The organism is Paenibacillus popilliae ATCC 14706 (assembly GCF_000315235.1).
Taxonomy (GTDB): Bacteria; Bacillota; Bacilli; order Paenibacillales; family Paenibacillaceae; genus Paenibacillus_B; species Paenibacillus_B popilliae.
The window spans coordinates 1-22,472 of the sequence record NZ_BALG01000224.1; the positions used below are offsets into that span (position 1 = coordinate 1).

The window sequence follows — 22,472 nt, forward strand, 5'->3', positions numbered from 1 at the left end:
CTTCCCGTTGAGTGGCAGTTACGGATTCATTGTATTCTATTAGGAGAATCCCGATTATTTTGATATGGGGTAATTTGGTTAATCAACAGGCCTGGTAAAAAATAAAAATTGAAACATGCTATAACCATATAAACTGTAACCTGTAGGATGGATCCTCAAAAAAGTACCGCTGCCCTTACGGTTTTTTTGCGTATATAATACATGTATCGCGCGGTCAATAAGCGGTCAATAAAAGGTCAGAAAGCAAGAAGCCTATAACAAATAAGGCTCCGTTTTATAGCGCAACAAGTTAGACAAGTATAAGCTAATCTAATCGTCCTGCACATATATGAGCAATCAATTAGGGTCTGTAAAATAGATTGTGTAAACTCCAAAACCTACTAAAATGGAAGGAAAAGAAAGGTTGTGGAGAACACATGGGACTGTGGTTCCCAGAGACCGTCATGGCGAGTTCGAAGGAGTGGCAGAATCGCCCGTTGCAAACCGTTTACGCTGTCGTGTTCCTGGATGCAATCCACTTCAAAGTGAAGCAGGACGGCGCCATCGTGAGCAAAGCGGCTTATATGGTCATCGGCATCGATCTGGACGGCAATAAAGACGTCCTTGGCATGTGGATCGGAGAGAACGAATCCGCTAAGTTCTGGCTTAGCGTGCTACACGATCTGAAGAACCGCGGCGTCCCCAATATCCGCTGATTATCCGTTCGTGGCGTACCAACTGGGATGAACTCGCTACGTTCTTCAAGTGACGGGCCGCGTGCAAAACTGGGGCCAAATGCTGCTGCAGCTCTGCGTTTTCTTTCCAGAGCGCATCGGCCAGCATCTGCCGTAAGGGTCGATCTCCCTCTCGGGGGAGACTCTCTATAATCGAGTTTACAAAAAGTTATTGACAGACCCCAAAATAGTAAAGCATAGCAAAAAAGCCACCCTCTCGGGTAGCTTCTATCGTCGTAAAATGAGCTATGGGTAGCCGTCAAATATTTTTTAAAAATTGAATAATACGCAACCAAATTGTTGCAAGTCCAGAAGAAGAGAAAAATGCATATTGGCCGGCTCATGACCGCATCACATGAATCGTTGCGCGATTTGTACGAGGTCAGTTGCGAAGAGCTCGAGGAGGCGCTTCGCACGGCAGGCTCGCGGATGACGGGCACCGGGTTCGGCGGCTGCACCGTCTCGCTCGTGAAGGAGAGCGCCGTCTCGCGCTTCATTGAGCGTGTTGGGGAGGCGTATCAGCGGCGGACTGGCTTGACGCCTGAATTCTATGTGCGCAGTATTGGCGACGGCGTGAGGGAACAGGATTGCGGCAACAAGCTGGCAGCGGAGGGGGAATAAGCGATGGCTATACTGGTGACAGGCGGGGCCGGCTATATCGGCTCCCATACGGTCGCGGAATTGCTGGATCGCGGCGACGAGGTCGTCGTCGTCGATTCGTTGGAGACGGGGCATGCGGACGCGGTTCTCGGCGGCACGCTCCATGTCGGGGATATTCGCGACAAGGCGTTCCTGGAGGGTGTGTTCAAGCAATATAAGTTCGACGCGGTCATTCATTTCGCCGCGTACTCGCTCGTCGGAGAGAGCATGCGCAATCCGGCCAAATATTATGACAACAATGTACACGGCACGCAGGTGCTGCTGGAGATCATGCAGCAGTTCGGCGTGAAGCGGATTGTCTTTTCTTCCACGGCAGCCACGTATGGCGAGCCGGAACGGACGCCGATCGAGGAGACCTTCGCGACGAATCCGACGAATGTGTACGGAGAGACGAAGCTGACGATGGAGCAAATGATGCGCTGGTTCGACCAGGTGCATGGCATCCGCTACGTCTCGCTGCGCTACTTCAATGCCGCCGGCGCGCATGCGAGCGGCCGGATCGGGGAAGACCATCAGCCGGAGACGCATCTCGTGCCGATTGTGCTGGAGGCGGCGCTGGGTAAGCGGAGCAAGATCGCGGTCTTTGGCAGCGACTATCCGACGCATGACGGCACATGTGTTCGCGACTATATTCACGTTAGCGACTTGGCGGACGCCCATTTGCTGGCTGTCGACTATTTGCGCAAGGATGGGGCGAGCGAGATTTTCAATCTGGGCAGCGGCAACGGCTTCTCGGTTCTCGAGGTGATCCGGACGGCGGAGCGCGTGACTGGCCTGACGATTCCGACGGCGATGCACGATCGCCGGGCAGGCGATCCGGCGGTCTTGATCGCTTCCGCCGATAAGGCGAAGGCCGTGCTCGGCTGGCAGCCGAAGCGGGATACGATGGAGAAGATTATCGAGAGCGCCTGGTGCTGGCATCAAGCCCATCCGGACGGATACGCCAAATAGAGGGGGAGGACATCATGGCGAAACAGGCAACGAGCAGGAACGCAAGCCTTCCATTTGTAGCGCTATTCCTGCGCGCGGTCTGGATGCCTGGTCAGAAGGTAACGATCAAGCAGGTTGGCATCGCAGAGATCGTCTTTAACATCGTAACGGCGATTCCGCTAATCGCTGTCATCACTCCGTAGACTGCGGTAATCCGTTCCTGAATACATAATGGGTTTGCCATACCGTCGGCCGTGACGGTATGGCAAAAGACGGATTAAGTAGCCGTATAGTCAGTTATGGGGAGCCGTCAATTATTTTTTAAAAATGGAATTATACGTAACCCTATTGTTGCCGTCCATTTTTAAATTATAATTGCTCTTTATCGTTACCAATTTTAACTGACATGTGCCCCTGCATCTCAGCCTCATCAGAAGTAACTTGTACAAAATGATCGCCGGTAGAAAAAGGTTTCTCTGCATATCCTGTCCATGAATCACCCGGTGGTACAGTTTCGAACATCTTCTGTCCACCATTGTTATCTTTCTCAACGGATACTTTAATTTCCTTTTTGCCTTCGTTCTTGACCCATACTTTCACCCAGCCGTAATGCTCGGGGATTTCGAACTTTTTAGTCACTTCGACACCTGCAAAACCCTCATTATTTACTCTAAGTCGCGTATCTCGTTTGACTCGTTCTTTTTCCTCGTTGGGTTGAACCGATTCATCCAAGGTTGCCGTTGAAATTTCAGTTGTTGCAGGTGATTCTTGGGCACATGCAGTAGTCGCGCTTAAAATAGTCAATGCTGTCAGTGATGTCACTACTAGTATACGTTTCATGAACATCGCCTCCCGAAATATGGTTTAATATCTATTATATCCCTTTTCATCTTGATTTCAATAATTATTCGATAGGGTAAGCAAAAAAGTCCCTTCTCGGAAAGCTTTGTGACTGTTGTACATTGACGTGTTTTGTCATTTCACTTTTCAAAGCCCACGAAATGGGGTATACTTTACTTATCATTTTTCCCGCTCCCGTCTTGGCTCCTCTGTCTGGCGGGTGTTTTTATTTTTTTATCCATAAGCACTTTTTCCTCTCCTACTATATCTTACCTCACGTACACGTATCAGAGGGTGCTTCCTCTTATCCAATTCGGTGGATGAATTCGTTCGGCGGCGGCGCGTAGTTGGCGTCCTGGCAGATCATGAAGGCGGACATCGTTCTATGACACTTCGCAAGGGCATGGCAGGCTCGTGGATGACGGGCGCCGGGTTCGCGTCTGGTGATGAAAAGGGTTTCATAGTGAGCGGGTTTATGTTATTAATAGAGAGGGACGCCAAAATGGTAACCCTCTCACTGCGGCGCAATGCCGAGGGGGGGCGATTCTGGACGTTCGGATGTTCCGGGGATGTGCGCTGTTCGGTGGGGCTGAGAGGAATAAGGGCATTGCCTTGGCCACGCGCCCATTGGGACAGGTTGCATAGATAACCCGCCAATAATGCAGCGCTTTTAGGGAGTGTGGATAAATGGCTAAATCGTTAGGATCCAGTACGAACATTATTATTCGCTTGGAAATCGACAAAAATGTGTGCACCTTCGCGCAAATAGCAGCCGCCATCGGCGAGAGCGGAGGCGATATCGTCGCCATTGACGTCATTCGCGGTACGCCGGTATCCACAGTCCGAGATATTACAGTCAATGTATATGATGGCAGTGTCGGCGATCGGGTCGTAAAGCGATTGAAGCAGTTGCAGGGCGTGAAAGTCGTGAACGTGTCCGATCAGACATTCCTGCTCCACCTCGGGGGCAAGATCGAGATGCAGCCCAAGGTTCCGATCCGGAACCGCGACGACTTATCCCGGGTTTATACGCCGGGCGTGGCGCGGGTAAGCATGGCTATCCATGAAGATCCGTCCAGCGCGTTCACATTGACAATCAAGCGGGATACGGTGGCGGTTGTCTCCGATGGAACCGCGGTGCTCGGCCTGGGCGATATCGGTCCGATGGCAGCGATGCCGGTCATGGAAGGCAAGGCGATGCTGTTCAAGCAATTGGCGAACGTCGACGCATTCCCGATCTGTCTGGACACGCAGGATACGGATGAGATCGTGCGGACGATTCAGGCGATTGCCCCGGCCTTCGGCGGCATTAATCTGGAGGATATCTCGGCGCCGCGCTGCTTCGAGATTGAGCAGCGGCTGAAGGAGAAGCTCGATATTCCGGTCTTCCATGACGATCAGCATGGCACTGCGGTCGTCCTGCTGGCGGGTCTATTTAATGCGCTGAAGATTGTGGGCAAGAAGCTGGAGGATTGCAAAATCGTCCTCTGCGGCATCGGCGCGGCGGGTATGGCCTGCACCGATATATTGCTGGCGGCGGGCGCGAACAATATTATCGGCGTAGATCGCCACGGAGCGCTGGTCCGCAGCGGCCAGTACGAGAACGAGGCATGGTGCAGCTACGCCGCCAAGACGAATCCGAACGGAGAGCAGGGCGGCATTCAAGACGTCATCAAGGGGGCCGATGTGTTCATCGGCGTTTCGGGCCCCGGCGTGCTGAAGAGGGAGCATGTAGAGGCGATGAACGTGGATCCGATCATTTTCGCGATGGCGAATCCGACACCGGAGATCGATCCAGACGAGATCGAGGATATCGCCCGCATCATTGCAACGGGCCGCTCCGATTACCCGAACCAGATTAATAATGTGCTCTGCTTCCCGGGCCTGTTCCGCGGACTGCTGGATTGCCGTGCGTCCAAGGCGACCTATAACATGAAGCTCGCGGCCGCGCAAGCGATTGCCGAGGTCGTCTCCGAAGAAGAACTGAATGAAATGTATATCATTCCGAGCGTATTCAACCCGCTCGTTGTCCCGAAGGTGCGGGATGCGGTCGTCAATGCGGCCTATGCGGACGGCGTAGCGCGCCGCCGCGATTATCGGGAAAACACGGCAAGCAGCAGTCACTGACAGACCATGTTATTCCATGTCAAAGGAACGTTGACGGCTTCTTGACGGAAGCCATTCTCATTGGGGCGGTCATCGGCGGATTGATCGGCGTTATTTTGGTGGCGCTGGAAATTTGAAATTTGCCGACCGTCGTAACTGCGGGGATAGCTTGGTGGTACATCATGTACTCATTCTGTTCAATAGAGCGGACTACCTAAGAATCGCATGAGGTGGGAGTAATTACCAGCTACCGGATATGATGGAAGGGAAGGTGCCAGGGCAAGCTAACGATCAGGAGGTGAGCGGCATGCCGCAAAACAAAGCAGAGCGTATTCACCATCAGCAGAATCGTTCCCGTATCATGGAAAAGATTACGCCGCTGCGGCCGGATAAAGCGGTCGAGCGCGCGCCGAGTCTGAATCGAATTCCGAAGTAGAACGGCTAACCTAACTCAGCCTGACTTAACCTCCACTCAAATCTTGCATTGAAAGGAAGTGCTCATTATCGCACACAAGCAGCAGGGACATTCCAGACAAAATACGACGACCCGAACGTCCGACGCTAACAACGAAAAAGGAAAAAAGAAATAACGGCTGGTCAGCGGAGGGATAAAGATGCTCAATCTGGACAGCAGCTATGATTGTTCCTTAACGTCGCAAGATGTGCCGAAGCTCAAGTCCGAGCTGGAGTCATTGAAGCGGCAGGTGCAGACGGAAACTTCATCGAAGGAACTGCAGGAAGCCATCAATCGAGTCGAGAATCAGCTTCATTTTATCAAAAACAAATGCTCACTTCGCTAAAATGACGCACAACGAAGCGCCGCTTCCTGTTACAGGGATAGCGGCGCTTCGTTGTTGAGCCGGATAACGGGATCGATGGATGCGCACGAGAATCAGATCGCGCCCACATGACAGGGAAACGTTCAACCATTGCGCTAGCTCTTTTCAGGAGCGGCCCAACAGCAGCGACAAGATGCCCGCCGCGATCAGCGGCCCGACCGGCACGCCGCGGAACAGCGCGACGCCGAACACGGTCCCGATGAGCAGCCCGGCGACAACGGTTGGCGATTGTGTCATCAGATGCGCGCCCCGGCCGCCCAGATAGGCGACCAGCATCCCGATTGCGACGGCTAGAAGCGACTTCCAGTGCAGGAACGATTGCAGAATCGTATCCATAGACAGGGATCCGCTGGCGATCGGGGACATGACCCCGATGGTCAGAATGATAATCCCGATCGTGAGGCCGTATTTCTCTATCCAGGGGAACAGGCTCTGCAGATGGGTGACGCGAAGCAGCAGCAGGATGACCATCGCGATCGTGACGGTGGAGTTGCCGCTGATGATGCCCAGTCCAGCCAACCCCAATAAAATAAGCGATGAAATATCGATTTGCGTCATTATTGAATCGCAGCTCCTTTCATGACAGCACAAGGATAGCAAATGTAACCAAACTTGAAAATAAAGCAAGCCATCGATTCGATAAGGGGAAAGCCATGCGAGTGGTTTCCCTGCGTTATTTCAGTTCTTCGATAGAGTTGATGTCCATATAAGCCGGAACGACGAGACCGATTTTGGTGCCGTCCAGATTCGGCCCGAGATCATCGATTTGATCCTTGAATTTGTCATAATAGTCTTTATGCGTCGTTGGGAGCCATGCAGCCACAATTGCATCGAGATCCCCGTTAGCGACGCCCGTCCACATCGGACCCGCTTCAACCTGGAGCAGATCGATCTTGTAGCCGAGCTTCTCCTGCAGCACGTACGCGATGACGTTCGTGCTGGCAATCTCCGAATCCCAGGCCACATAACCCAGCTTCATCTTCTTGCCGTCTACTGGCTGTACGCCCTGGATCCACTTGTCAACCTTGTCCGCATTCGCTTCGACCCATTCTTTGGCCGCTTCTTCCGGGTTCTTGCCGTCATGAACGACAACCATCACCTGTGCCATATCGTCTGCCGTCCATTCGAACTGCTCGAGCACCTTATGTGCGTTCGGATCGTCTTCCTTCAATCCTTTCCGGGCGATCGTATGGATCTGCTCCTCTCCGCCGTAGACCCCTTTTGGATCCTCCAAATATTTCAGATCGTATTTGGCGAATTTCCAATGCGGCGTCCAGCCCGTAATTATCATCGGCTCTTGTTTCTTGATCGCTTTATCCAAGGCTACGGTCATGGCGGCGCCGGACCCCTCGATCAGCTTCCATTTATCGAGGCCGTATTCCTGGAGCGCTTTTTCGGTTGATTGCATAATCCCCGCACCGGCGTCGATGCCGACGATCTTATAATCGACGGACGCGCCTACGCTTGTCGTCTGGTTGTCGCCGGAGGAAGCTCCATTGACGTCCGCTCCTCCAGAGGGGCTGGAAGAATCGGAACAGCCTGCCAGCGTCCATCCGATCATCGCGATAAGTCCCAACAACATCCAACGTCTCGTTCGATGATGCTTCATGTAGATCACGCTCCTTGTTTTTTTGATTTATTTTTTTTGAAACTATGCTGAGAAAACCTGTCCAAAATAATAGCCAGCAGTACGACAGCAAGGCCGGCCTCGAAGCCTTGGCCGATCTTCAACTGGGTAACAGAGCGATAGACTTCGGCTCCAATCCCTTGGGCGCCGATCATGGAGGCGATGACGACCATCGACAGCGACAGCATAATCGTCTGGTTCACCCCGGCCATCAAGGTCGGCATGGCGACCGGAAGCTGCACCTTCCACAAGGTCTGCATCGGCGTGGAGCCGAAGGCGGAAGCGGCCTCTATCATGTCTGCAGGCACTTGGCGGATGCCAAGCTCGGTCAGCCGGATCGTCGGCGGCACGGCGAAGATGACGGATGCAATGACGCCAGGCACGATGCCGAGTCCGAACAGAAAAACGGCCGGAAGCAAATAAACAAAGGCAGGCATTGTCTGCATGAAATCGAGCATCGGCCGCACAATTCGGGATACGTTGTTCGAACGTCCACACGCAATTCCAAGCGGAATGCCGATAATGATAGACAATAGGGTCGATACGATGACGAGGGCCAGCGTGCTCATTGTCGGCTCCCAATAGCCGAGCGCTTCGATGATGAACAGCCCGATCAAGGTCAATAAGGACAAGGACCAGCGTCCGATCAGGAAGGCAAGCACAGTGAAGATCACAATGAAAATGTAGGCAGACGGCCAGGTGAGCAGATCGGTAATGCTTTCGACGCTGCGTTCGATTATTTTGGATAGAAATTGGAAGAACCCTTCGGCGTTCGTTCCGAGCCAGTTCACCCCCTCTTCGACCCAATTACCTATCGGCAGTCGCATGCGGCATCACCATTCCTTCCGTGTCTGTAGCAGATGTATCCTTTACGGTTGTTCCGTTCGTCCCATTCGGCACATTGCCCGCCAGCGCGCCGAGAACCGCTCCGCGCACGATCGCGCCCATCAGCTTGCCGTCCGGCTGGACGACCGCGATTGGAAGCTTGGCTTCGCCCGACAACGCGAACAGATCGTTCAGTAGCATATCCGGTGATACCGTAGGGACGTCGGTGAACATGACTTCCTGCAATGACTTGCCGCCACGTGCCGCGTCACTGGCCTGCTCGGCTGTAACGACCCCTTGAAGGGACTTATCTTTGCCCACGACGAACAGGGTGGAGATGCCGATATCCCGCATGAGTTGCAGGGCGACGCGAGGTCCCCGATCAAGGGATACCGTCTCCGGCCGGCGCATGATATGCGCTGCCGTCAGCACTCTCGATAAGTCCACTCCTTCAACGAATCGCTCCACGTATTCGTCTGCCGGATCCATCAGCATTTGTTCCGGGGTGCCAATCTGAATCAGCTTCCCGTCTTTTAATAGCGCAATTCGATCTCCGATGCGGAGAGCTTCGTCCAAATCATGGGTAATAAAAATAATGGTTTTATGCATTTTTAGTTGCAGTTCAAGGAGTTCGTCCTGCATATCCCGCCGGATAAGCGGATCGAGAGCACTGAATGCTTCATCCATCAGCAGAACATCCGGATCATTGGCCAGCGCTCTGGCCAGTCCGACCCGCTGCTGCATGCCGCCGCTCAATTCGTCAGGATATTTCTGCTCCCAACTGTCGAGTCCGACCAATCCGAGAGCTTCCCGCGCCTTACGGTAACGTTCTTCCTTCGCTATGCCTTGGATTTCGAGTCCGTATGCGGCATTATCGAGGACGGTCCGATGAGGGAAGAGCGCGAACTTCTGGAACACCATGCTGATCGTCTTCCTGCGAACTTCCCGCAGCTCCGACTCGTTCAGCTTGGAGATGTTCCGATCTTTCAACCAGATGCTTCCGTCCGTCGGTTCGATAAGGCGATTCAACATTCGTACCAGCGTGGACTTCCCACTGCCGGAGAGGCCCATAATAACAAAGATTTCGCCTGGATCGACGGAGAAAGAGACCTGATTGACGGCAACAGTCGCTTGTTTTTCTGTGGCGAGCCGTTCCCGGGACCACCCTTGCTTCAGCAGAGTGAGCGCGCGCTGCGCTTGTGGACCGAATATTTTGGTCACTCCGTTGACTTTAATGATAGACAATCGTTTCACCTCTCATATCTTGCCCGAATTCGTTTTCCAACACTTTCTATTGTAACCTTTGAAAATTTTCAACAACAACCTTTAAAACCGTTTGTAAATTACGTTCAGTAAAAACTGTACAAACTTATGCTGTCATATGCTCATCTTTCCTAAAGAATGCTGACCTATCCGGTCCTTTACTTTTGAATCTATCTCTCATACAATGTTCGATGACGCCTTGTACCGTTAGGAGATACGGGATTGCCGAGCCGTCCCGAGTCGACCTCATCTTCCTCTATCATAATCAATAACTACGGTATCATTCAAAAGGAGTCGAAATAATTAGCAGCAGCCAGGTTCGGCACAGGAGGAATAAGCACATGGCAACGTTCGCGCAGTTGATGCAGGAACAACAAGGGGCGGTGGAAAAAGCTCGCAATCGTGTCATAGAAGCGATCGGTCAAAATATGGACCTATACGGAATGACTCAATCCGTTGGCCATTTGTACGGATTGTTATTTTTCAGCGATCATCCGATGACGCTGGATGAGATGGGCAAGGAAATGAAAATGAGCAAGACGAGCATGAGCACAGGGGTGCGAACGCTGGTGGATATGAAGATGGTGCACAAGGTTTGGGGGAAAGGTACGCGGAAAGACTTGTATGAAGTGGAGCCGGACTGGTACCAGACCTTCGCCGATTATTTCGGCATCAAGTGGCGCAAGGCCATCGAAGTGAACTTATCCGCTATCCGGCGTTCTAGGCGAGAACTGGAGAACTTGCTCGCGGCGTATAGCGAGGACGACACGCTGCGCGGCATCGTTCAGGCGGATATTGCCAAGATGCAGGAAGCGGAGCATTATTACGACTGGCTGGATCAACTCATCAATGCATTGGAGAGCGGCGAGATTTTTCGCTTCATCCCGAAGCCGGGAGCTCCTGAATAATTATATGGTTTTCATATCTGCACCAAGGTCAGCACGGCGAAGAAATGAGCCACCGAACCGGCAAGCACGAATAAATGCCAAATCATATGATGAAACGGAAATCCCCGCCACACATAAAAAACGGTGCCTGCCGTATAAAGCAGCCCTCCCGTAACGAGCAAGATGAACCCGGTTCCGGGCATAGCCGTCGACAACGGGTTCCAGGCCCATACGATGATCCAGCCCATGCCGATATAAAGGAAGGTCGATAGGAAGAGAAAGCGCTTCGTGAAGAAGGCTTTAAATACGATTCCCGCCACGGCCAGCGTCCAGATGACCGCGAACAGGCTCCAGCCCAGCCTCTTCGGCAATGCGATCAGGACAAACGGAGTATAGGATCCGGCAATAAAGACATAGATCGAGGCGTGATCGAACGTCTCGAACAGATCCTTTACCTTGCCTTCGGGGAAGCTGTGCACCAAGGTCGACGACGTATAGAGCAGCAGCATGGACATGCCGTAAACCGTAAAACTGACGACGTGAATCGGTTCGCCGTACAATGAGGCGAAGACGATAAGCAGGGTCAAAGCGGCAACGCTGAGAATGGCGCCGATGCCATGGGTAATGGCGTTGGCGATCTCTTCACCCCGCGTATAGGTATGCGTATTGGCCATAATGATTCCTCCTCTCTGCCCGCTAGTATTCGATACCTTTATTGTATAAGACGATGGGGGCATCTGCAAATCCCTTGGGAGCAGGGGAAGGCAATGCGAAGGAGTGTCAAGCATTGCGGCGGCAGACGTGGATGGATAATGTCAAAATACATAAAATAGGAAGGGCGAAAAGATCAGCCATGGCGGATTTTTGTATGCGTTTCCAGGACGGTGCGATTTCACCTTAGCACCGTGCTCAGACCATGAATTAATGGTACAATAAGGGAAATTCTACCTGGAAAAGGAAGGAGAAACATCGATGAAAAAAGAACAAATGGATCGAATTCATACGGGAAAGGGCTTTATTGCAGCGTTGGACCAGAGCGGCGGAAGCACGCCAAAGGCGCTGCTGCAGTATGGCATGAAGGAAGACCGCTATTCCAATGACGAAGAGATGTTCGAACGGGTTCACGAAATGAGAACGCGGATTATGAAAAGTCCGGCATTTGATTCGAAATATATTTTGGGTGCCATTTTGTTCGAGAATACGATGGATCGCATGATTGATGATCAATTTACCGCCGATTATCTGTGGGAAAAGAAAGGCATTGTTCCTTTTTTGAAGGTCGATAAGGGACTGGCCGAGCTTGAGAATGGCGTTCAGCTGATGAAGCCACTCCCGGATTTGAACGAACTGTTGCAGCGGGCGGTGGATAAGCATATTTTTGGGACAAAAATGCGTTCGGTGATTAAAGAAGCTAACGCGGAAGGAATTCGAAACGTAGTCGAGCAGCAGTTCGGAATCGGCACACAAATCTTGTCGATGGGACTCGTTCCGATGATTGAGCCTGAGGTCGATATTAATAGCAAGGATAAGCAACAAGCGGAGCAAATCTTGAAAGATGAGCTCCTCAAGCAACTATCAGCTCTGTCTCAGGACGTAAGAGTTATGCTGAAGCTATCCATACCGACTGAAGATAATTTTTATCGCGAGTTGATCGAGGAGCCGCATGTTCTCAGGGTTGTCGCTTTGTCGGGTGGATACGCTCAAAGGGAAGCCAATGAAAAACTGGCCCGGAATCACGGCGTAAGCGCCAGCTTTTCACGTGCCTTGTCAGAGGGATTGAGAGCCCAGCAGACAGATGAAGAATTTAATGCGATGCTGTCCCGCTCCATTCAATCCATTTACGAATCATCCATCACCTGATATTTATCGCATCATACGGTTTCTGTCAGCCTCTCAAATGCGAACGCTCCAAAAAAATCGCCCCATCCCGTAACGAGGAGAGGCGATTTTTTGCGTTCGTCCTGGAATGGACACCAGAAACCTATATTGGACGCGATCATGTTCGAGAATACGATGGAAAGGATCGCATAAACTTGAGGGAGGTGTTCAACGGAAGGCAGCCTACCCCAAATTTCAACAATGGGTTGCAGCAGCGTGCGGTGGATACGCAAGACAATTGCAATCGAATCTATTTTGGTGGTATATTATGGATGATACAAGTCGAACTTTGAAGAGTAAGGAAGGGTGAATAATGAGAATCTTCAAATATTGCATGTTGATTTGTGCATGTTTTTTATTCGTAAGCTGTTCTCATGATGAGAGAAAAAACATAATTACCATTTCGCATCTAAAAGAAGACTCATTTGATTACATGGTTGATGTAAGCGAAGTAAAAGCAACCTCTATAAGCTTTTATATTGATTACTACAAGAACGGTACGCTGTTGGAAAAAAGAGAAGAAATAACCGGGCATCCCATCGATAATAATAATCAAGCTTTCATCTATTTTCATTTTATGGATACAGAAAAAAATGGAAAAAAAGATTACTGGATATGGGAATCTAAAATAGAAAAAAAATATGGACAAAGCGAAAAAACAATTTCCGAATATAAAAAGAGTACGACAACTAGCTATAAAAAAACATTTATCCCCCAGGTAAGTATTGGAAAAGATGACATTGCAACCATTGGTTATATCGAAGGGAAGAATAACGACGAATTATATGTACTGCGTTGTATAATCAATTAATAAGTAAAAACAGCCCATTTCTTAGCTAAGAAATGGGCTGTTGATTTATTGCCATCCCGTTATATCTTGCTGTGCAACCGTAACCCCGCTCGGCTCTTTAAATTCAAACGAACCTTGATACGTATCTTTGAACAAGCCTTTTTTATAAATTTGGAAAGTATAAAGATTATAATTAGGAAAAAGATACAGCCTATACGTTTTCCCTTTAGGAACCTTTACTTTATATTTTCCTGAATATTCCTGTCCTTCAACCCATGTTGCTCCTAACTTTGATGCCATGCTCACCCCTGAAATTCCAAAATTGCCAGAAAGTTCAGAACTCATCGTAGAGGATAAACTAACTTTTTCATTCATCTCCATTTCACCAGGTCCTGTAAATGTTTTTTTTGCTTTTACATTCCCACCTATCTCTTGATGACTAGCATCTTTTATATAATAATCATCAATAGATCTACGTTGACGCAAAGTAGGTTCATTTTTTACAAATTCGCATCCTCCGATTATGGCATCGAAATGAAAATTCAAAACAGGTGCGTGATCTTTCTGCAAGCGGATATGCGGAAGTATGTTCGGGGCGCGACAGTACAAGAAGGCGAGTTCAGAAATGAAAATGATTTCAAAATGACGTCATAAATGACTGAATATCGCCAATACGCTTTTATATATTGCATAATATAAATTTATATTATACATTAATTCGTAAGGATAAAATATGCAGCTTTTTGTGGGGATGAATCAAGAGCTTGGCAGTAGTGGAATGGGGAGGATCACCGTGATTGCGAAAAATCAGGAAAGTATTCAATTGGCCGGTTTGCATGTGGACGAATCTTACAGAAATATGGCGATTGCCAAGCTTGTGGAGTCCGCTCTTCGTAACGGAGAAGCACATCTGACTTCGACAGGCGCGCTGCAAGTCACGACAGGAAAATATACGGGACGTTCCCCGAAGGATAAGTTCATTGTGAGGGAGCCGAGCACGGATGACCCTATTGCTTGGGGGGATGTGAATCAAGCTTTCACTCCCGAACAATTCGATTCGCTATATCACAACACGATCAAGTATATGAGGAGCCGCAAGCTATTCGTGTTCGACGGCTATGCAGGCGCAGACCGGGCATATCGCCTGCCTGTCCGGTCTATTAATGAATATGCGTGGCAAAATTTATTTGCTCACCAGTTGTTTATCCGCCCTGCAGCAGATGAATTGTTATCCTATAAACCTGAATTTACCGTGATTGCGATGCCCGACATGAAGGCGGATCCGGCTGTGGATGGCACAAATTCCGAGACCTTCATTGTCATTTCCTTCGAAAGAAAGACGATCCTGATTGGCGGAACACACTATGCGGGGGAGATTAAGAAATCGATCTTCAGCGTGCTGAACTATTTGCTTCCCTTCCGCGGTGTAATGCCGATGCACTGTTCGGCGAATGTAGGGGAGGCTGGGGATACAGCGTTATTTTTCGGATTATCGGGAACAGGCAAGACGACATTGTCCGCTGACCCGGGCCGCAGCTTAATCGGGGATGACGAGCATGGCTGGTCCGATACAGGCGTGTTCAACTTCGAAGGCGGCTGCTATGCCAAATGCATTGGGCTGTCGCAGGAGAAAGAGCCGCAAATTTGGAATGCGATCCGATTCGGATCCGTCCTAGAAAACGTGTGGATTGACACGGCAACGGGCGAGGCGGACTACCATAATAATGAATGGACGGAGAACACGCGAGCCGCTTATCCGATTGATTATATTCAAGGCTCGAACATCTCCGGAACTTCGGGCCATCCGAAGGTCATTATCTTTTTGACCGCAGATGCTTCCGGGGTACTGCCTCCGGTATCCAGGCTGACGAAGGAGCAGGCGATGTATCACTTTCTGTCCGGCTATACCTCCAAGCTGGCGGGTACGGAACGCGGCGTAGTCGAACCGGAAGCCACATTCTCGACATGCTTTGGAGCGCCCTTCCTTCCGTTGAGACCGAATGTGTACGCGGACATGCTCGGCGATAAAATAACGAAGCACGGCGTGAAAGTTTATTTGGTCAATACAGGTTGGAGCGGCGGTCCTTACGGGATTGGCAAGCGAATGAATCTGATGTATACAAGAGCGATGGTCAAGGCGATTATCAATGGAAGTATCGAGAAGTCGTCCTTCACTCCTCATTCTGTATTCGGCATACTTATCCCTGATGTGGTACCGTTCGTTCCCCATGAACTGCTCGATCCGCGGAACGTATGGGGGGATAAATCAGCCTATGATCGAAAGGCGGAGCAGTTGGCGCAGCTCTTTGCGCAAAATTTTGAAAAATTCAGCGGTGTAGCGGACGCAATCAAGTGTGCCGGACCGCAGCGAGGGAATATGTCATAGGAAAAAGGGCGGCGACATACCTTGAAAGTGATGTTTATCGGTCAGGAAAACGATGAAGTTGACGGCTTGAACAACTGCATCACGGTGTAACTGTCGTGGAAGGAGGTTGTCAGGATGTCCTGTCAGGAAGAAGGTGTACTCGCCGTCGGTTCCGGTCCATTTCTGCACTCCCTTGTTGAATCATGGTATGAATCCGGATTATCCAAGCTCACGGTATTCGTAACCACCAACTTGGAGGAGCCTGCAAATACGGCTGAACTTGCGAAGCTGCGGGAGCATGCGCTTCGCGGCGCCGAAGAAGCTTCGCTGCATATTGTGGCCGCAACCGAAGACAAAGATCCGGAGTGGAGGACGATCATTCAGCCGTTTTCATTTCTTTTGTATGTGTCGCAGCATGGCGATGTGGAAGAGCTGCGGAAGCTTCAGCATGCCTGTATCGCAGAGCAAAAATCGATGATTCCTGCCGTAGTCTTACAAGGAAGGGGGATGGCAGGCCCGCTGCTTCATCCTAACGGGGAGGGGCGGTGGGAGTCGGCATGGCGGGGCATCCATTCGACCGTGTTCCCCGAGGTGCGTAAGCCGCAGAGATTTTCCGCTGCGGCTGTAGCCATCTTATCGAATCTGCTCGTGCATGAATGGCAAAAAGCGATCACGGAAGAAAAAGAAACGGACGGCAGAAATCAATGTTATATCCTCGACCCGGACACGTTAACGGGAATCTGGCATCCCATTCGCCCGCATCCTGTGGTCTCCGGGGTCGAGACGGCCCGCCTGGTGGAAAATTTCGAGCTTCGTCTGGAAAAAAGTCATGAACCTGCGGATACGGAGGAATGGTTTACTTGTTTCAACCGCTTGACTTCCGCGGCTACAGGCATTTTTCATGCATGGGAAGAGGCGGATTTAATCCAGCTTCCGCTGGCGCAGTGTCTTGTTCAACCGGTTGACCCGCTGTCGGAAGGGCCTGCACAGCTTTTGCCGCCTATCATCCGCAGCGGACTGACGCATGAAGAGGCGCGGCGGGAGTCGGGACTGGCGGGACTGGAAGCCTATGCCGCCCGCCTGATGCCGCTGCTCTTCCCCGGATGGCTCTCCTCTCAGCGGGAGGACATCGGCATCGGGGCAGGGTTCTCCATCGCCGAAGCGGTTGAACGGGCGTTCAGAGCGTGTCTAGCCACAGCATGGAGCAAGCGGATGCGAATGCTTGCTGATAAGAAGCTGGCCGTGACGCATATTGAGTATGGGCAGATCGAAGATGTCCGCTGCCGATATTATTTACAAGCGCTGCACATAACAGAGGGGGGAACTCAGCTTGCCGTCGGCGAGCCGCTGCTCGGTTGTCCGGTCGTGTGGGTTCGCTCCGGTTCCTCGTGGCATGGCAGCGCAGATCTTGACCTCACCCTTGCGCTTCGCCAGTCCTTGCAGAAGGCGTTGACGAAGACGGCGGGCGTTGCCTCTTCTTCTGTCAGGTGGAAGGAGGATAAGGCGCAAGACATCATGGTGTCCAATAGCGCTCCGCCCAAGCATGCGTCATGGCTGTTAGGGGCTGTTCAGAGATTGAACCAAGGCCATCAACGCCTTGAGGTATTCGATATGCGGAGTGAATTTTTTCTGGGCACGGGACCGTTCGTGATATATGGAGTGCGACTCGGAGAGGAGGAATCCCCTTGAGTTCGGTCGTTATCTTTGGGGAGGGGATGCTTGCGGACATGGTGTGCCGACGTTTATCCGGCTTCTCCGTAGTCCGCAGATCGGATCGCAGCAAAGGTATTCCAGACGACGCAGAGCTGGTATTGGTGCTGCAGGAACAAGATAGCTCTGACTTGCATCTTGAAGCGGATGCGGCGTTGCGGCCGTTCGGCATTCCTTGGTTATGCGCTTATGTATTTTTGGGAGAAGGGGTGGTAGGGCCGCTCATGCGCCCGGGAACGACCGGATGCTTCCAATGTGCAGAAATGCGGCTTTCTTTGGCGGGAAGCAACCGCAAAGAGGCCAAGGAAATGCTGATGAGGCTGGTCATGCCGGATGATGTCCCTCCTTGTGCGGCACAGATATCCCCGGTGGAATTTCGTTATATGGCGCATATTATCGCGGAGGAAACGGGGAAAGTTCTGCGGGGCGGTAAAGCGAATTCGGAAGGTCATATCTATATCATCAACTTCCGCAATTTGAGCAGCACCCTCCATTACGTCCTGCCCAATGGGACTTGTCCGGTCTGTGGCCGCTTGCCGGATGATTCGCCGGAAGCGGCAGAAATCACGCTTAGGCCGTCACTTACGCTTCAGAACAGCTACCGCTGCCGCTCGATGAGCGAATTGCGGGAGTTCTTGTTCCAGGATTATTGGGACAACCGCACCGGGATCTTGAATGACAAGAAGCTCGATCTCGTATCTGCCTTTGCCGGGGCGGTCGTCAATCTTCCCTTAGGCTACTATAACGAGGTGACGGGGGGCCGTGCGCATTCGTATGCGGATAGCCTGCTCGCAGCTATATTGGAGGGGTTGGAGCGATTTTGCGGAACGACGCCCCGCGGCAAGCGAACGGTGGTGTTCGACAGCTATTCCCGTCTTAAGGATGCGGCGATGGATCCGTCCACAGTGGGGTTCCATGCGAAGGAGCAATTCGAACTTTCGGATTTTTCGTTCACGCCGTTCGATCCCGAATCTCCGATGGAATGGGTGTGGGGATATTCGTTCCTGCGGGAACGTCCCATCCTCGTTCCCCATCTGTTGGCTTATTACAGCTTGGGCTACGGAGAGGGCTTTGTATATGAAACCTCCAACGGGTGCGCGGTAGGAGGAAGCTTGGAAGAGGCGATTTTGTACGGGATTTTCGAGGTGGTCGAGCGAGATTCCTTCCTGATGACCTGGTATGCGAGACTGCCTGTTCCGCGGCTCGATCCGGACTTGCCGGGAGACGGGGAACTGTCGCTGATGTTCCATCGTTTACGGGCAGTCACGGGATATGAGGTGTTGTTATACAATACGACAATGGAGAACGGAATTCCGAGCATATGGGCGATAGCGAAGGGAGGGGCAGAGCATCAGGTGAACCTGGTCTGTGCCGCAGGGGCTCATCTCGATCCGATCCGGGCGGCCAAGGGCGCCATCCATGAGCTCTCGGGCATGATCTCGATGACAGAAGAGCGATGGAGGAAGCGAAAGCAGGAATCGGAATCCATGTTCGAGAATTCATTCCAGGTGCAGCAAATGGAGGATCATGCCCTGTTGTACAGCCTGCCGCAAGCGGAGGAAAGACTTCAATTTTTACTGGACGAACGGGACCCTGACCGAACCTTCGCCGAGGAGTTCCCTTCCGTGCCGGCGCATAAAGATTTGACGGATGATTTACAACGGGTTCTTCAGGTGTTTCGCCGCCTTCAGATGGATGTGATTGTCGTCGATCAGTCGTCAAGCGAGACGCTGCGCAACGGGCTGCACTGTGTGAAAGTGTTGATTCCGGGAATGCTGCCGATGACGTTCGGACATCATCTGCGCCGCTTGGAGGGCCTTGACAGGGTCCTGGAAGTACCGATGAAGCTTGGGTACGTCCAGCGCCGACTGACGCCGCAGGAGCTTAACCCTTATCCGCATCCGTTCCCGTAGAGGTGTCCAATCTCTGAACTGCCTCCATTCATACAAATAAACATGCTCAGGGAGGGAGGATTTCACTATGGGATGCTTAGGTGGAGTAGAAAGCTGCAGCTGTGCGGGTTTGTTTACAAGCGTTGGCGTCATTCTCGTCCTTTTCATTCTGTTGGTCATTATTTCTCGTGCCTGTCTCTACTAATTACTAATTCAGTGGCACACTCTCTTGACTCCTCGGTTGACAAGCGATTGAGCTATGGACAGCGGTAAGGATGCCGCCTCCCTGACTGCGGCCAGGGAGGCGATCACTCCAATTTGGGCAACGATCGGAACATGCCAGCCATGGCATGTTTTTGGCGTGTGGACGATGCCACTTAGGCCGAAGCTCACCGCTGTGTCGCTTCCATCGTCAGCCCAATGTCCCGCATCTGATTGACGCCATGCACCATTTCCTTCTCCGATAGGCGAGGGAAATAAAAGTATGCGCCGTAACGGATGGAGCTGGAGGACGTATCCTGCACACTCGTGTCCGGCCATCGAACCCCGGCTTCCAGGCAGTGGGGCGGAAGCAGATGTATTGTTCAGCCGGGCCGCGCCACCATCCGAATAGACTTAGCCCTGCATCCCCCTCGATCCATGCAAACCACGATGAGAGGCGAGCGGTCAACAGTTCACGCAGCAGCCTGAACTTCTGGCCGTATACTCTTTTCATCCTACGCAGATGCCGTTCATATTGACCGCTGTTCATCCAGGCAGCCAACGTGCGCTGCTCCAGCAAGTTGCTTTTAGCGAATTGCGCTCGGAGGCCCAGGCCAGTAATTGCTGCCGCCGCTCCAATGTCAGTACGGAGCCTGTAGGGAACTGGCGGTTCGGAGTGACCATGAGCAGCTTAGCGTCCCAGTCGTCCGGAATAATCCCATGCCCGTCGACGGGAGCATGGACACAGATTCCGCCTATGCCCTGAAATGCTCTGGCCGCTCCCGCATAGCCCGGATTCTCCATGACAATCCGGTCTCCGGGATTGAGCAGCAATTGGGCGGCAAGGGCGATCGCTTGCATGGATCCATTGAAGACCGCGATGCGGCTCGCATCGGCTGCGATTCCACGGACCCGCCTGACATAGTGGGCAATGCTGTCACGCAGACCGGCATCCCCGAGAGTTGAATGGCCGGTATGCTGATGCTCGCTGCTGGCGAGCAATCTGGCCTCTGCATATAAGCAGCGATTCCATTCCTTTACCGGGAACCAGTGCGAGTCGGGGCCAAATGCTTGGAAATCGACCATCCTTCTTGCTTCCTCATGATGGTCGTCCGATTGTCTTCCTTTTGGGTGTAGAGATGGTAAGGTATATGAAATTGCATGTCGGCATCTTTTCTTGAATGGTCTAATAAAATAAATGTAAATTGGACCTTTTTTATTGTCAATAAGTGTTGTAAGCTGGATCCTAAATAAAAAGATGTCAGGGCGAAGCCAGAGGGAGAAGAGCGTATGCGCAGACAAGAATTTGAAATGATGGACAGGGAGGAGACGGAACAATTTTTACAGGAGATGAGCTTCGGCATCCTGGGAACGATACATCCGGATGGCTGGCCGGAGCTTACTCCGCTTAATTTTGTTTATCATAAGGAGTGCTTGTATTTCCATGGCAGCGTGGCCGGACAAAAAATAAAAAATATAAAAGCCGACCAGAGAGTGACGTTTGCCGTAGCCAAAGAATACGCCATCGTCCCGTCCTATTTTACAGATCCGGAGCTGGCTTGCCCGGCGACCGCTTTTTTTAAGTCCGTGCTTATTAAGGGGCATGCGGAAATTTTGACGGATCTTACGGAAAAAGCGGAGGCGCTATCGGCATTTATGCGCAAGCTTCAGCCGGAAGGGGGCTATGCGCCGATCGATCCGGAAGACCTGGCTTATACCGGGTGGATCACAAGCACCTCCGTTGTCCGGATCACGGTTCATGACCTGTCAGCCAAGTATAAATTCGGCCAAAACATGAAACCGTCCGCTTACGAAAAAGTCACCGCCGGCTTGCTTGCGCGGGATAAGGGGCTGGACCGGGACACCGTGGCCCTGATGGAAGCCTTGTGTCCGCATCATCGAAAAAATGGCGGCGACTAAGAAATAAGCAAGGCGGAGGAAAACGGATAGCGAGATAGAAGGTAGCATTTCCGAATCGGACGGATTGCTCTGAGCTATGTCCAGCGTCGGTCAGGCCTCCATTCCCGCAGGAAAGTGGACACCGGAGCTGGCTCTGGTCATCGAAGAGAAGCTTCAGGCCACCTGGTCTCCCGAGCAGATCATGGAGCGGCTGCGTCAGGAGGGACAAGCGATGAAAACGCCAATGGCTTGTCCCCAAAGGGACGGATTTCGCCCAGATTACAGATGAGAAGGGCGCCTTACGAGGAAGCGTTGACAATGAATATCAGTTGTAACTATAATGGTTGCATGAAAGGGTGAGCCAGATGAAGATAAGCAGCCGGTTTAGTATGGCTGTTCATATATTGTCCTTGCTGACGCTGGAGCCGCAAGCTCATCATACCTCCGAATGGCTGGCCAGTAGCGTGAACACGAATCCGGTCGTAATTCGCAGAGTGACCTCCCAGTTGAAGAAATTCGGTCTCGTGTCAGTCCGCACCGGTACAGGAGGGGCCACCTTGGTGCATCCGGCGAGTGAGATAACGCTCCTCGATGTGTACCGTGCTGTTGAAGCGGTAGAGGAAGGGGAATTGTTCGGCATGCATGAGCATCCGAATCCGCAGTGTCCGGTCGGCGCCAATATCGAAACGGTGCTGCAGCTCATCATGTCCCGGGCGCAGTCCGCGATGGAGCATGTGCTGGAAGAGATTACACTGGAGCAGGTCGCCCTTAATCTGAAAATGAACAGCAATGCGGAAGAAAATAAAGCTTGAGACATGGAATGTTAGCCGACATGTATGGCGGAACCGGATGGCCCTATACATGTCTTTTTGTTTATTTTGCCGATGGTGAAATATAGGTCTAAATACCCGTTTGCATCCTCCTAAGCATATGGATATTAATTATTTTTCGAATCATCACGATATATGTATATACGTATATATATGTGTGTGGTACTATGGATTTTCATGAGGTAGAAATACGGAATTTAGTAAAAACGGTTATCCG

23 protein-coding genes and 3 pseudogenes are annotated in these 22,472 nt (G+C 51.5%); 17 read left to right on the forward strand and 9 right to left on the reverse strand.

Translation table 11 applies throughout. From position 1 onward, the window contains the following. Positions 1–455 precede the first annotated feature (455 nt). The 4 genes and pseudogenes from PPOP_RS22090 to PPOP_RS22835 form a co-directional block, all read left to right on the forward strand. Positions 456–689, forward strand: a pseudogene (locus tag PPOP_RS22090) (transposase); the annotation flags it as partial. A 357-nt stretch (positions 690–1,046) separates the two neighbouring features. Then, positions 1,047–1,334: pseudogene (locus PPOP_RS14150) on the forward strand (galactokinase); the annotation flags it as partial. Positions 1,335–1,337: 3 nt separating this feature from the next. Next, complete coding sequence (galE, locus tag PPOP_RS14155) at positions 1,338–2,324, forward strand: UDP-glucose 4-epimerase GalE (protein WP_006287192.1); 987 nt, start codon at positions 1,338–1,340, stop codon at positions 2,322–2,324. A 14-nt stretch (positions 2,325–2,338) separates the two neighbouring features. Next, positions 2,339–2,506, forward strand: coding sequence for a hypothetical protein (locus tag PPOP_RS22835; protein WP_006287193.1), 168 nt, complete (start codon positions 2,339–2,341; stop codon positions 2,504–2,506). Between the two features lie 166 nt (positions 2,507–2,672). Here PPOP_RS22835 and PPOP_RS14160 read toward each other — a convergent pair whose 3' ends face one another. Continuing rightward, the gene (locus PPOP_RS14160; RefSeq protein WP_042228974.1) at positions 2,673–3,143 is read right to left on the reverse strand and encodes a hypothetical protein; all 471 of its coding nucleotides are present in this window, start codon (positions 3,141–3,143) and stop codon (positions 2,673–2,675) included. A gap of 687 nt (positions 3,144–3,830) precedes the next feature. On the opposite strand from PPOP_RS14160, the gene PPOP_RS14170 reads away from it, so the two are divergent. The 3 genes from PPOP_RS14170 to PPOP_RS14180 all read left to right on the forward strand — a co-directional run bounded on the left by PPOP_RS14170 (position 3,831) and on the right by PPOP_RS14180 (position 6,049). Next, complete coding sequence (locus PPOP_RS14170) at positions 3,831–5,270, forward strand: NAD-dependent malic enzyme (protein WP_006287195.1); 1,440 nt, start codon at positions 3,831–3,833, stop codon at positions 5,268–5,270. A 286-nt stretch (positions 5,271–5,556) separates the two neighbouring features. Further along, positions 5,557–5,685: a hypothetical protein gene (locus PPOP_RS25175; protein ID WP_006287196.1), complete on the forward strand. Its 129-nt coding sequence runs from the start codon at positions 5,557–5,559 to the stop codon at positions 5,683–5,685. Between the two features lie 178 nt (positions 5,686–5,863). Then, a complete protein-coding gene (locus PPOP_RS14180) occupies positions 5,864–6,049 on the forward strand; it encodes a hypothetical protein (protein WP_006287197.1) in 186 nt (61 codons plus the stop codon). Between the two features lie 144 nt (positions 6,050–6,193). On the opposite strand, the gene PPOP_RS14185 is transcribed toward PPOP_RS14180, so the two are convergent. The 4 genes from PPOP_RS14185 to PPOP_RS14200 form a co-directional block, all read right to left on the reverse strand. Then, a complete protein-coding gene (locus PPOP_RS14185; protein ID WP_042229008.1) occupies positions 6,194–6,637 on the reverse strand; it encodes a DUF441 domain-containing protein in 444 nt (147 codons plus the stop codon). Between the two features lie 124 nt (positions 6,638–6,761). Then, a complete protein-coding gene (locus tag PPOP_RS14190) occupies positions 6,762–7,697 on the reverse strand; it encodes a glycine betaine ABC transporter substrate-binding protein (protein ID WP_042228980.1) in 936 nt (311 codons plus the stop codon). Between the two features lie 5 nt (positions 7,698–7,702). After that, positions 7,703–8,542 (reverse strand): ABC transporter permease, encoded by an 840-nt coding sequence (locus PPOP_RS14195; RefSeq protein WP_006287201.1) that lies wholly within the window; start codon positions 8,540–8,542, stop codon positions 7,703–7,705. Further along, positions 8,523–9,785 carry a quaternary amine ABC transporter ATP-binding protein gene (locus PPOP_RS14200; protein WP_042228982.1) on the reverse strand — a complete coding sequence of 421 codons (1,263 nt, stop codon included), beginning with the start codon at positions 9,783–9,785 and terminating at the stop codon, positions 8,523–8,525. Before PPOP_RS14200 ends, PPOP_RS14195 begins: the two co-directional genes overlap by 20 nt. Positions 9,786–10,144: 359 nt before the next feature. On the opposite strand from PPOP_RS14200, the gene PPOP_RS14205 reads away from it, so the two are divergent. After that, entirely contained in the window at positions 10,145–10,711 is a 567-nt protein-coding gene (locus PPOP_RS14205) for a GbsR/MarR family transcriptional regulator (RefSeq protein WP_006287205.1), read from the forward strand. Positions 10,712–10,722: 11 nt separating this feature from the next. On the opposite strand, the gene trhA is transcribed toward PPOP_RS14205, so the two are convergent. Next, positions 10,723–11,364, reverse strand: coding sequence for a PAQR family membrane homeostasis protein TrhA (trhA, locus tag PPOP_RS14210; RefSeq protein ID WP_006287206.1), 642 nt, complete (start codon positions 11,362–11,364; stop codon positions 10,723–10,725). A 298-nt stretch (positions 11,365–11,662) separates the two neighbouring features. On the opposite strand from trhA, the gene PPOP_RS14215 reads away from it, so the two are divergent. Then, positions 11,663–12,550: a fructose bisphosphate aldolase gene (locus PPOP_RS14215; protein ID WP_006287208.1), complete on the forward strand. Its 888-nt coding sequence runs from the start codon at positions 11,663–11,665 to the stop codon at positions 12,548–12,550. A gap of 331 nt (positions 12,551–12,881) precedes the next feature. Further along, positions 12,882–13,379, forward strand: coding sequence for a hypothetical protein (locus PPOP_RS14220; RefSeq protein ID WP_006287209.1), 498 nt, complete (start codon positions 12,882–12,884; stop codon positions 13,377–13,379). Between the two features lie 45 nt (positions 13,380–13,424). Here the strand turns inward: PPOP_RS14220 and PPOP_RS14225 are convergent, their stop codons facing one another. Continuing rightward, entirely contained in the window at positions 13,425–13,928 is a 504-nt protein-coding gene (locus PPOP_RS14225) for a hypothetical protein (protein WP_148277957.1), read from the reverse strand. A gap of 208 nt (positions 13,929–14,136) precedes the next feature. Between PPOP_RS14225 and pckA the strand changes: the two genes are divergently transcribed. From pckA to PPOP_RS24420, 4 genes are all read left to right on the forward strand, one after another. Continuing rightward, positions 14,137–15,744 (forward strand): phosphoenolpyruvate carboxykinase (ATP), encoded by a 1,608-nt coding sequence (pckA, locus tag PPOP_RS14230; protein ID WP_093471064.1) that lies wholly within the window; start codon positions 14,137–14,139, stop codon positions 15,742–15,744. A gap of 114 nt (positions 15,745–15,858) precedes the next feature. Continuing rightward, entirely contained in the window at positions 15,859–17,412 is a 1,554-nt protein-coding gene (locus tag PPOP_RS14235; protein ID WP_006287213.1) for a hypothetical protein, read from the forward strand. Next, a complete protein-coding gene (locus PPOP_RS14240; RefSeq protein WP_006287214.1) occupies positions 17,409–19,346 on the forward strand; it encodes a TOMM precursor leader peptide-binding protein in 1,938 nt (645 codons plus the stop codon). The genes PPOP_RS14235 and PPOP_RS14240 overlap by 4 nt, the downstream gene beginning before the upstream one ends. A 67-nt stretch (positions 19,347–19,413) precedes the next feature. Further along, a complete protein-coding gene (locus tag PPOP_RS24420) occupies positions 19,414–19,530 on the forward strand; it encodes a YjcZ family sporulation protein (protein ID WP_234399847.1) in 117 nt (38 codons plus the stop codon). 184 nt (positions 19,531–19,714) lie between these two features. Here the strand turns inward: PPOP_RS24420 and PPOP_RS25180 are convergent, their stop codons facing one another. Continuing rightward, positions 19,715–19,849: a hypothetical protein gene (locus tag PPOP_RS25180; RefSeq protein WP_267879077.1), complete on the reverse strand. Its 135-nt coding sequence runs from the start codon at positions 19,847–19,849 to the stop codon at positions 19,715–19,717. Positions 19,850–20,072: 223 nt separating this feature from the next. Next, positions 20,073–20,612, reverse strand: coding sequence for an aminotransferase class I/II-fold pyridoxal phosphate-dependent enzyme (locus PPOP_RS24425; protein WP_006287215.1), 540 nt, complete (start codon positions 20,610–20,612; stop codon positions 20,073–20,075). Positions 20,613–20,816: 204 nt separating this feature from the next. Between PPOP_RS24425 and PPOP_RS14250 the strand changes: the two genes are divergently transcribed. The 3 genes and pseudogenes from PPOP_RS14250 (at position 20,817) to PPOP_RS14260 (ending at position 22,237) form a co-directional block, all read left to right on the forward strand. Continuing rightward, the gene (locus tag PPOP_RS14250; RefSeq protein WP_006287216.1) at positions 20,817–21,446 is read left to right on the forward strand and encodes a pyridoxamine 5'-phosphate oxidase family protein; all 630 of its coding nucleotides are present in this window, start codon (positions 20,817–20,819) and stop codon (positions 21,444–21,446) included. A 97-nt stretch (positions 21,447–21,543) separates the two neighbouring features. Further along, positions 21,544–21,657 (forward strand): annotated as a pseudogene (locus tag PPOP_RS22095) (IS30 family transposase); the annotation flags it as partial. A gap of 133 nt (positions 21,658–21,790) precedes the next feature. Continuing rightward, complete coding sequence (locus PPOP_RS14260) at positions 21,791–22,237, forward strand: Rrf2 family transcriptional regulator (protein ID WP_042228989.1); 447 nt, start codon at positions 21,791–21,793, stop codon at positions 22,235–22,237. The last annotated feature ends 235 nt before the right edge of the window (positions 22,238–22,472 follow it).

What these genes read in the sequence shown, in the direction of transcription:
- PPOP_RS22835 (WP_006287193.1), top strand. Translation starts at nt 2,339, where the DNA reads ATGGCGAAACAGGCAACGAGCAGGAACGCAAGCCTTCCATTTGTAGCG.
- PPOP_RS24425 (WP_006287215.1), bottom strand. Translation starts at nt 20,612, where the DNA reads ATGGTCGATTTCCAAGCATTTGGCCCCGACTCGCACTGGTTCCCGGTA.
- PPOP_RS14250 (WP_006287216.1), top strand. Translation starts at nt 20,817, where the DNA reads ATGCGCAGACAAGAATTTGAAATGATGGACAGGGAGGAGACGGAACAA.
- PPOP_RS14190 (WP_042228980.1), bottom strand. Translation starts at nt 7,697, where the DNA reads ATGAAGCATCATCGAACGAGACGTTGGATGTTGTTGGGACTTATCGCG.
- PPOP_RS14260 (WP_042228989.1), top strand. Translation starts at nt 21,791, where the DNA reads ATGAAGATAAGCAGCCGGTTTAGTATGGCTGTTCATATATTGTCCTTG.
- PPOP_RS14215 (WP_006287208.1), top strand. Translation starts at nt 11,663, where the DNA reads ATGAAAAAAGAACAAATGGATCGAATTCATACGGGAAAGGGCTTTATT.
- PPOP_RS14180 (WP_006287197.1), top strand. Translation starts at nt 5,864, where the DNA reads ATGCTCAATCTGGACAGCAGCTATGATTGTTCCTTAACGTCGCAAGAT.
- PPOP_RS24420 (WP_234399847.1), top strand. Translation starts at nt 19,414, where the DNA reads ATGGGATGCTTAGGTGGAGTAGAAAGCTGCAGCTGTGCGGGTTTGTTT.
- PPOP_RS14205 (WP_006287205.1), top strand. Translation starts at nt 10,145, where the DNA reads ATGGCAACGTTCGCGCAGTTGATGCAGGAACAACAAGGGGCGGTGGAA.
- galE (WP_006287192.1), top strand. Translation starts at nt 1,338, where the DNA reads ATGGCTATACTGGTGACAGGCGGGGCCGGCTATATCGGCTCCCATACG.
- PPOP_RS14235 (WP_006287213.1), top strand. Translation starts at nt 15,859, where the DNA reads ATGTCCTGTCAGGAAGAAGGTGTACTCGCCGTCGGTTCCGGTCCATTT.
- PPOP_RS14220 (WP_006287209.1), top strand. Translation starts at nt 12,882, where the DNA reads ATGAGAATCTTCAAATATTGCATGTTGATTTGTGCATGTTTTTTATTC.
- PPOP_RS14160 (WP_042228974.1), bottom strand. Translation starts at nt 3,143, where the DNA reads ATGAAACGTATACTAGTAGTGACATCACTGACAGCATTGACTATTTTA.
- pckA (WP_093471064.1), top strand. Translation starts at nt 14,137, where the DNA reads ATGGGGAGGATCACCGTGATTGCGAAAAATCAGGAAAGTATTCAATTG.
- PPOP_RS14195 (WP_006287201.1), bottom strand. Translation starts at nt 8,542, where the DNA reads ATGCGACTGCCGATAGGTAATTGGGTCGAAGAGGGGGTGAACTGGCTC.
- PPOP_RS25175 (WP_006287196.1), top strand. Translation starts at nt 5,557, where the DNA reads ATGCCGCAAAACAAAGCAGAGCGTATTCACCATCAGCAGAATCGTTCC.
- PPOP_RS14170 (WP_006287195.1), top strand. Translation starts at nt 3,831, where the DNA reads ATGGCTAAATCGTTAGGATCCAGTACGAACATTATTATTCGCTTGGAA.
- trhA (WP_006287206.1), bottom strand. Translation starts at nt 11,364, where the DNA reads ATGGCCAATACGCATACCTATACGCGGGGTGAAGAGATCGCCAACGCC.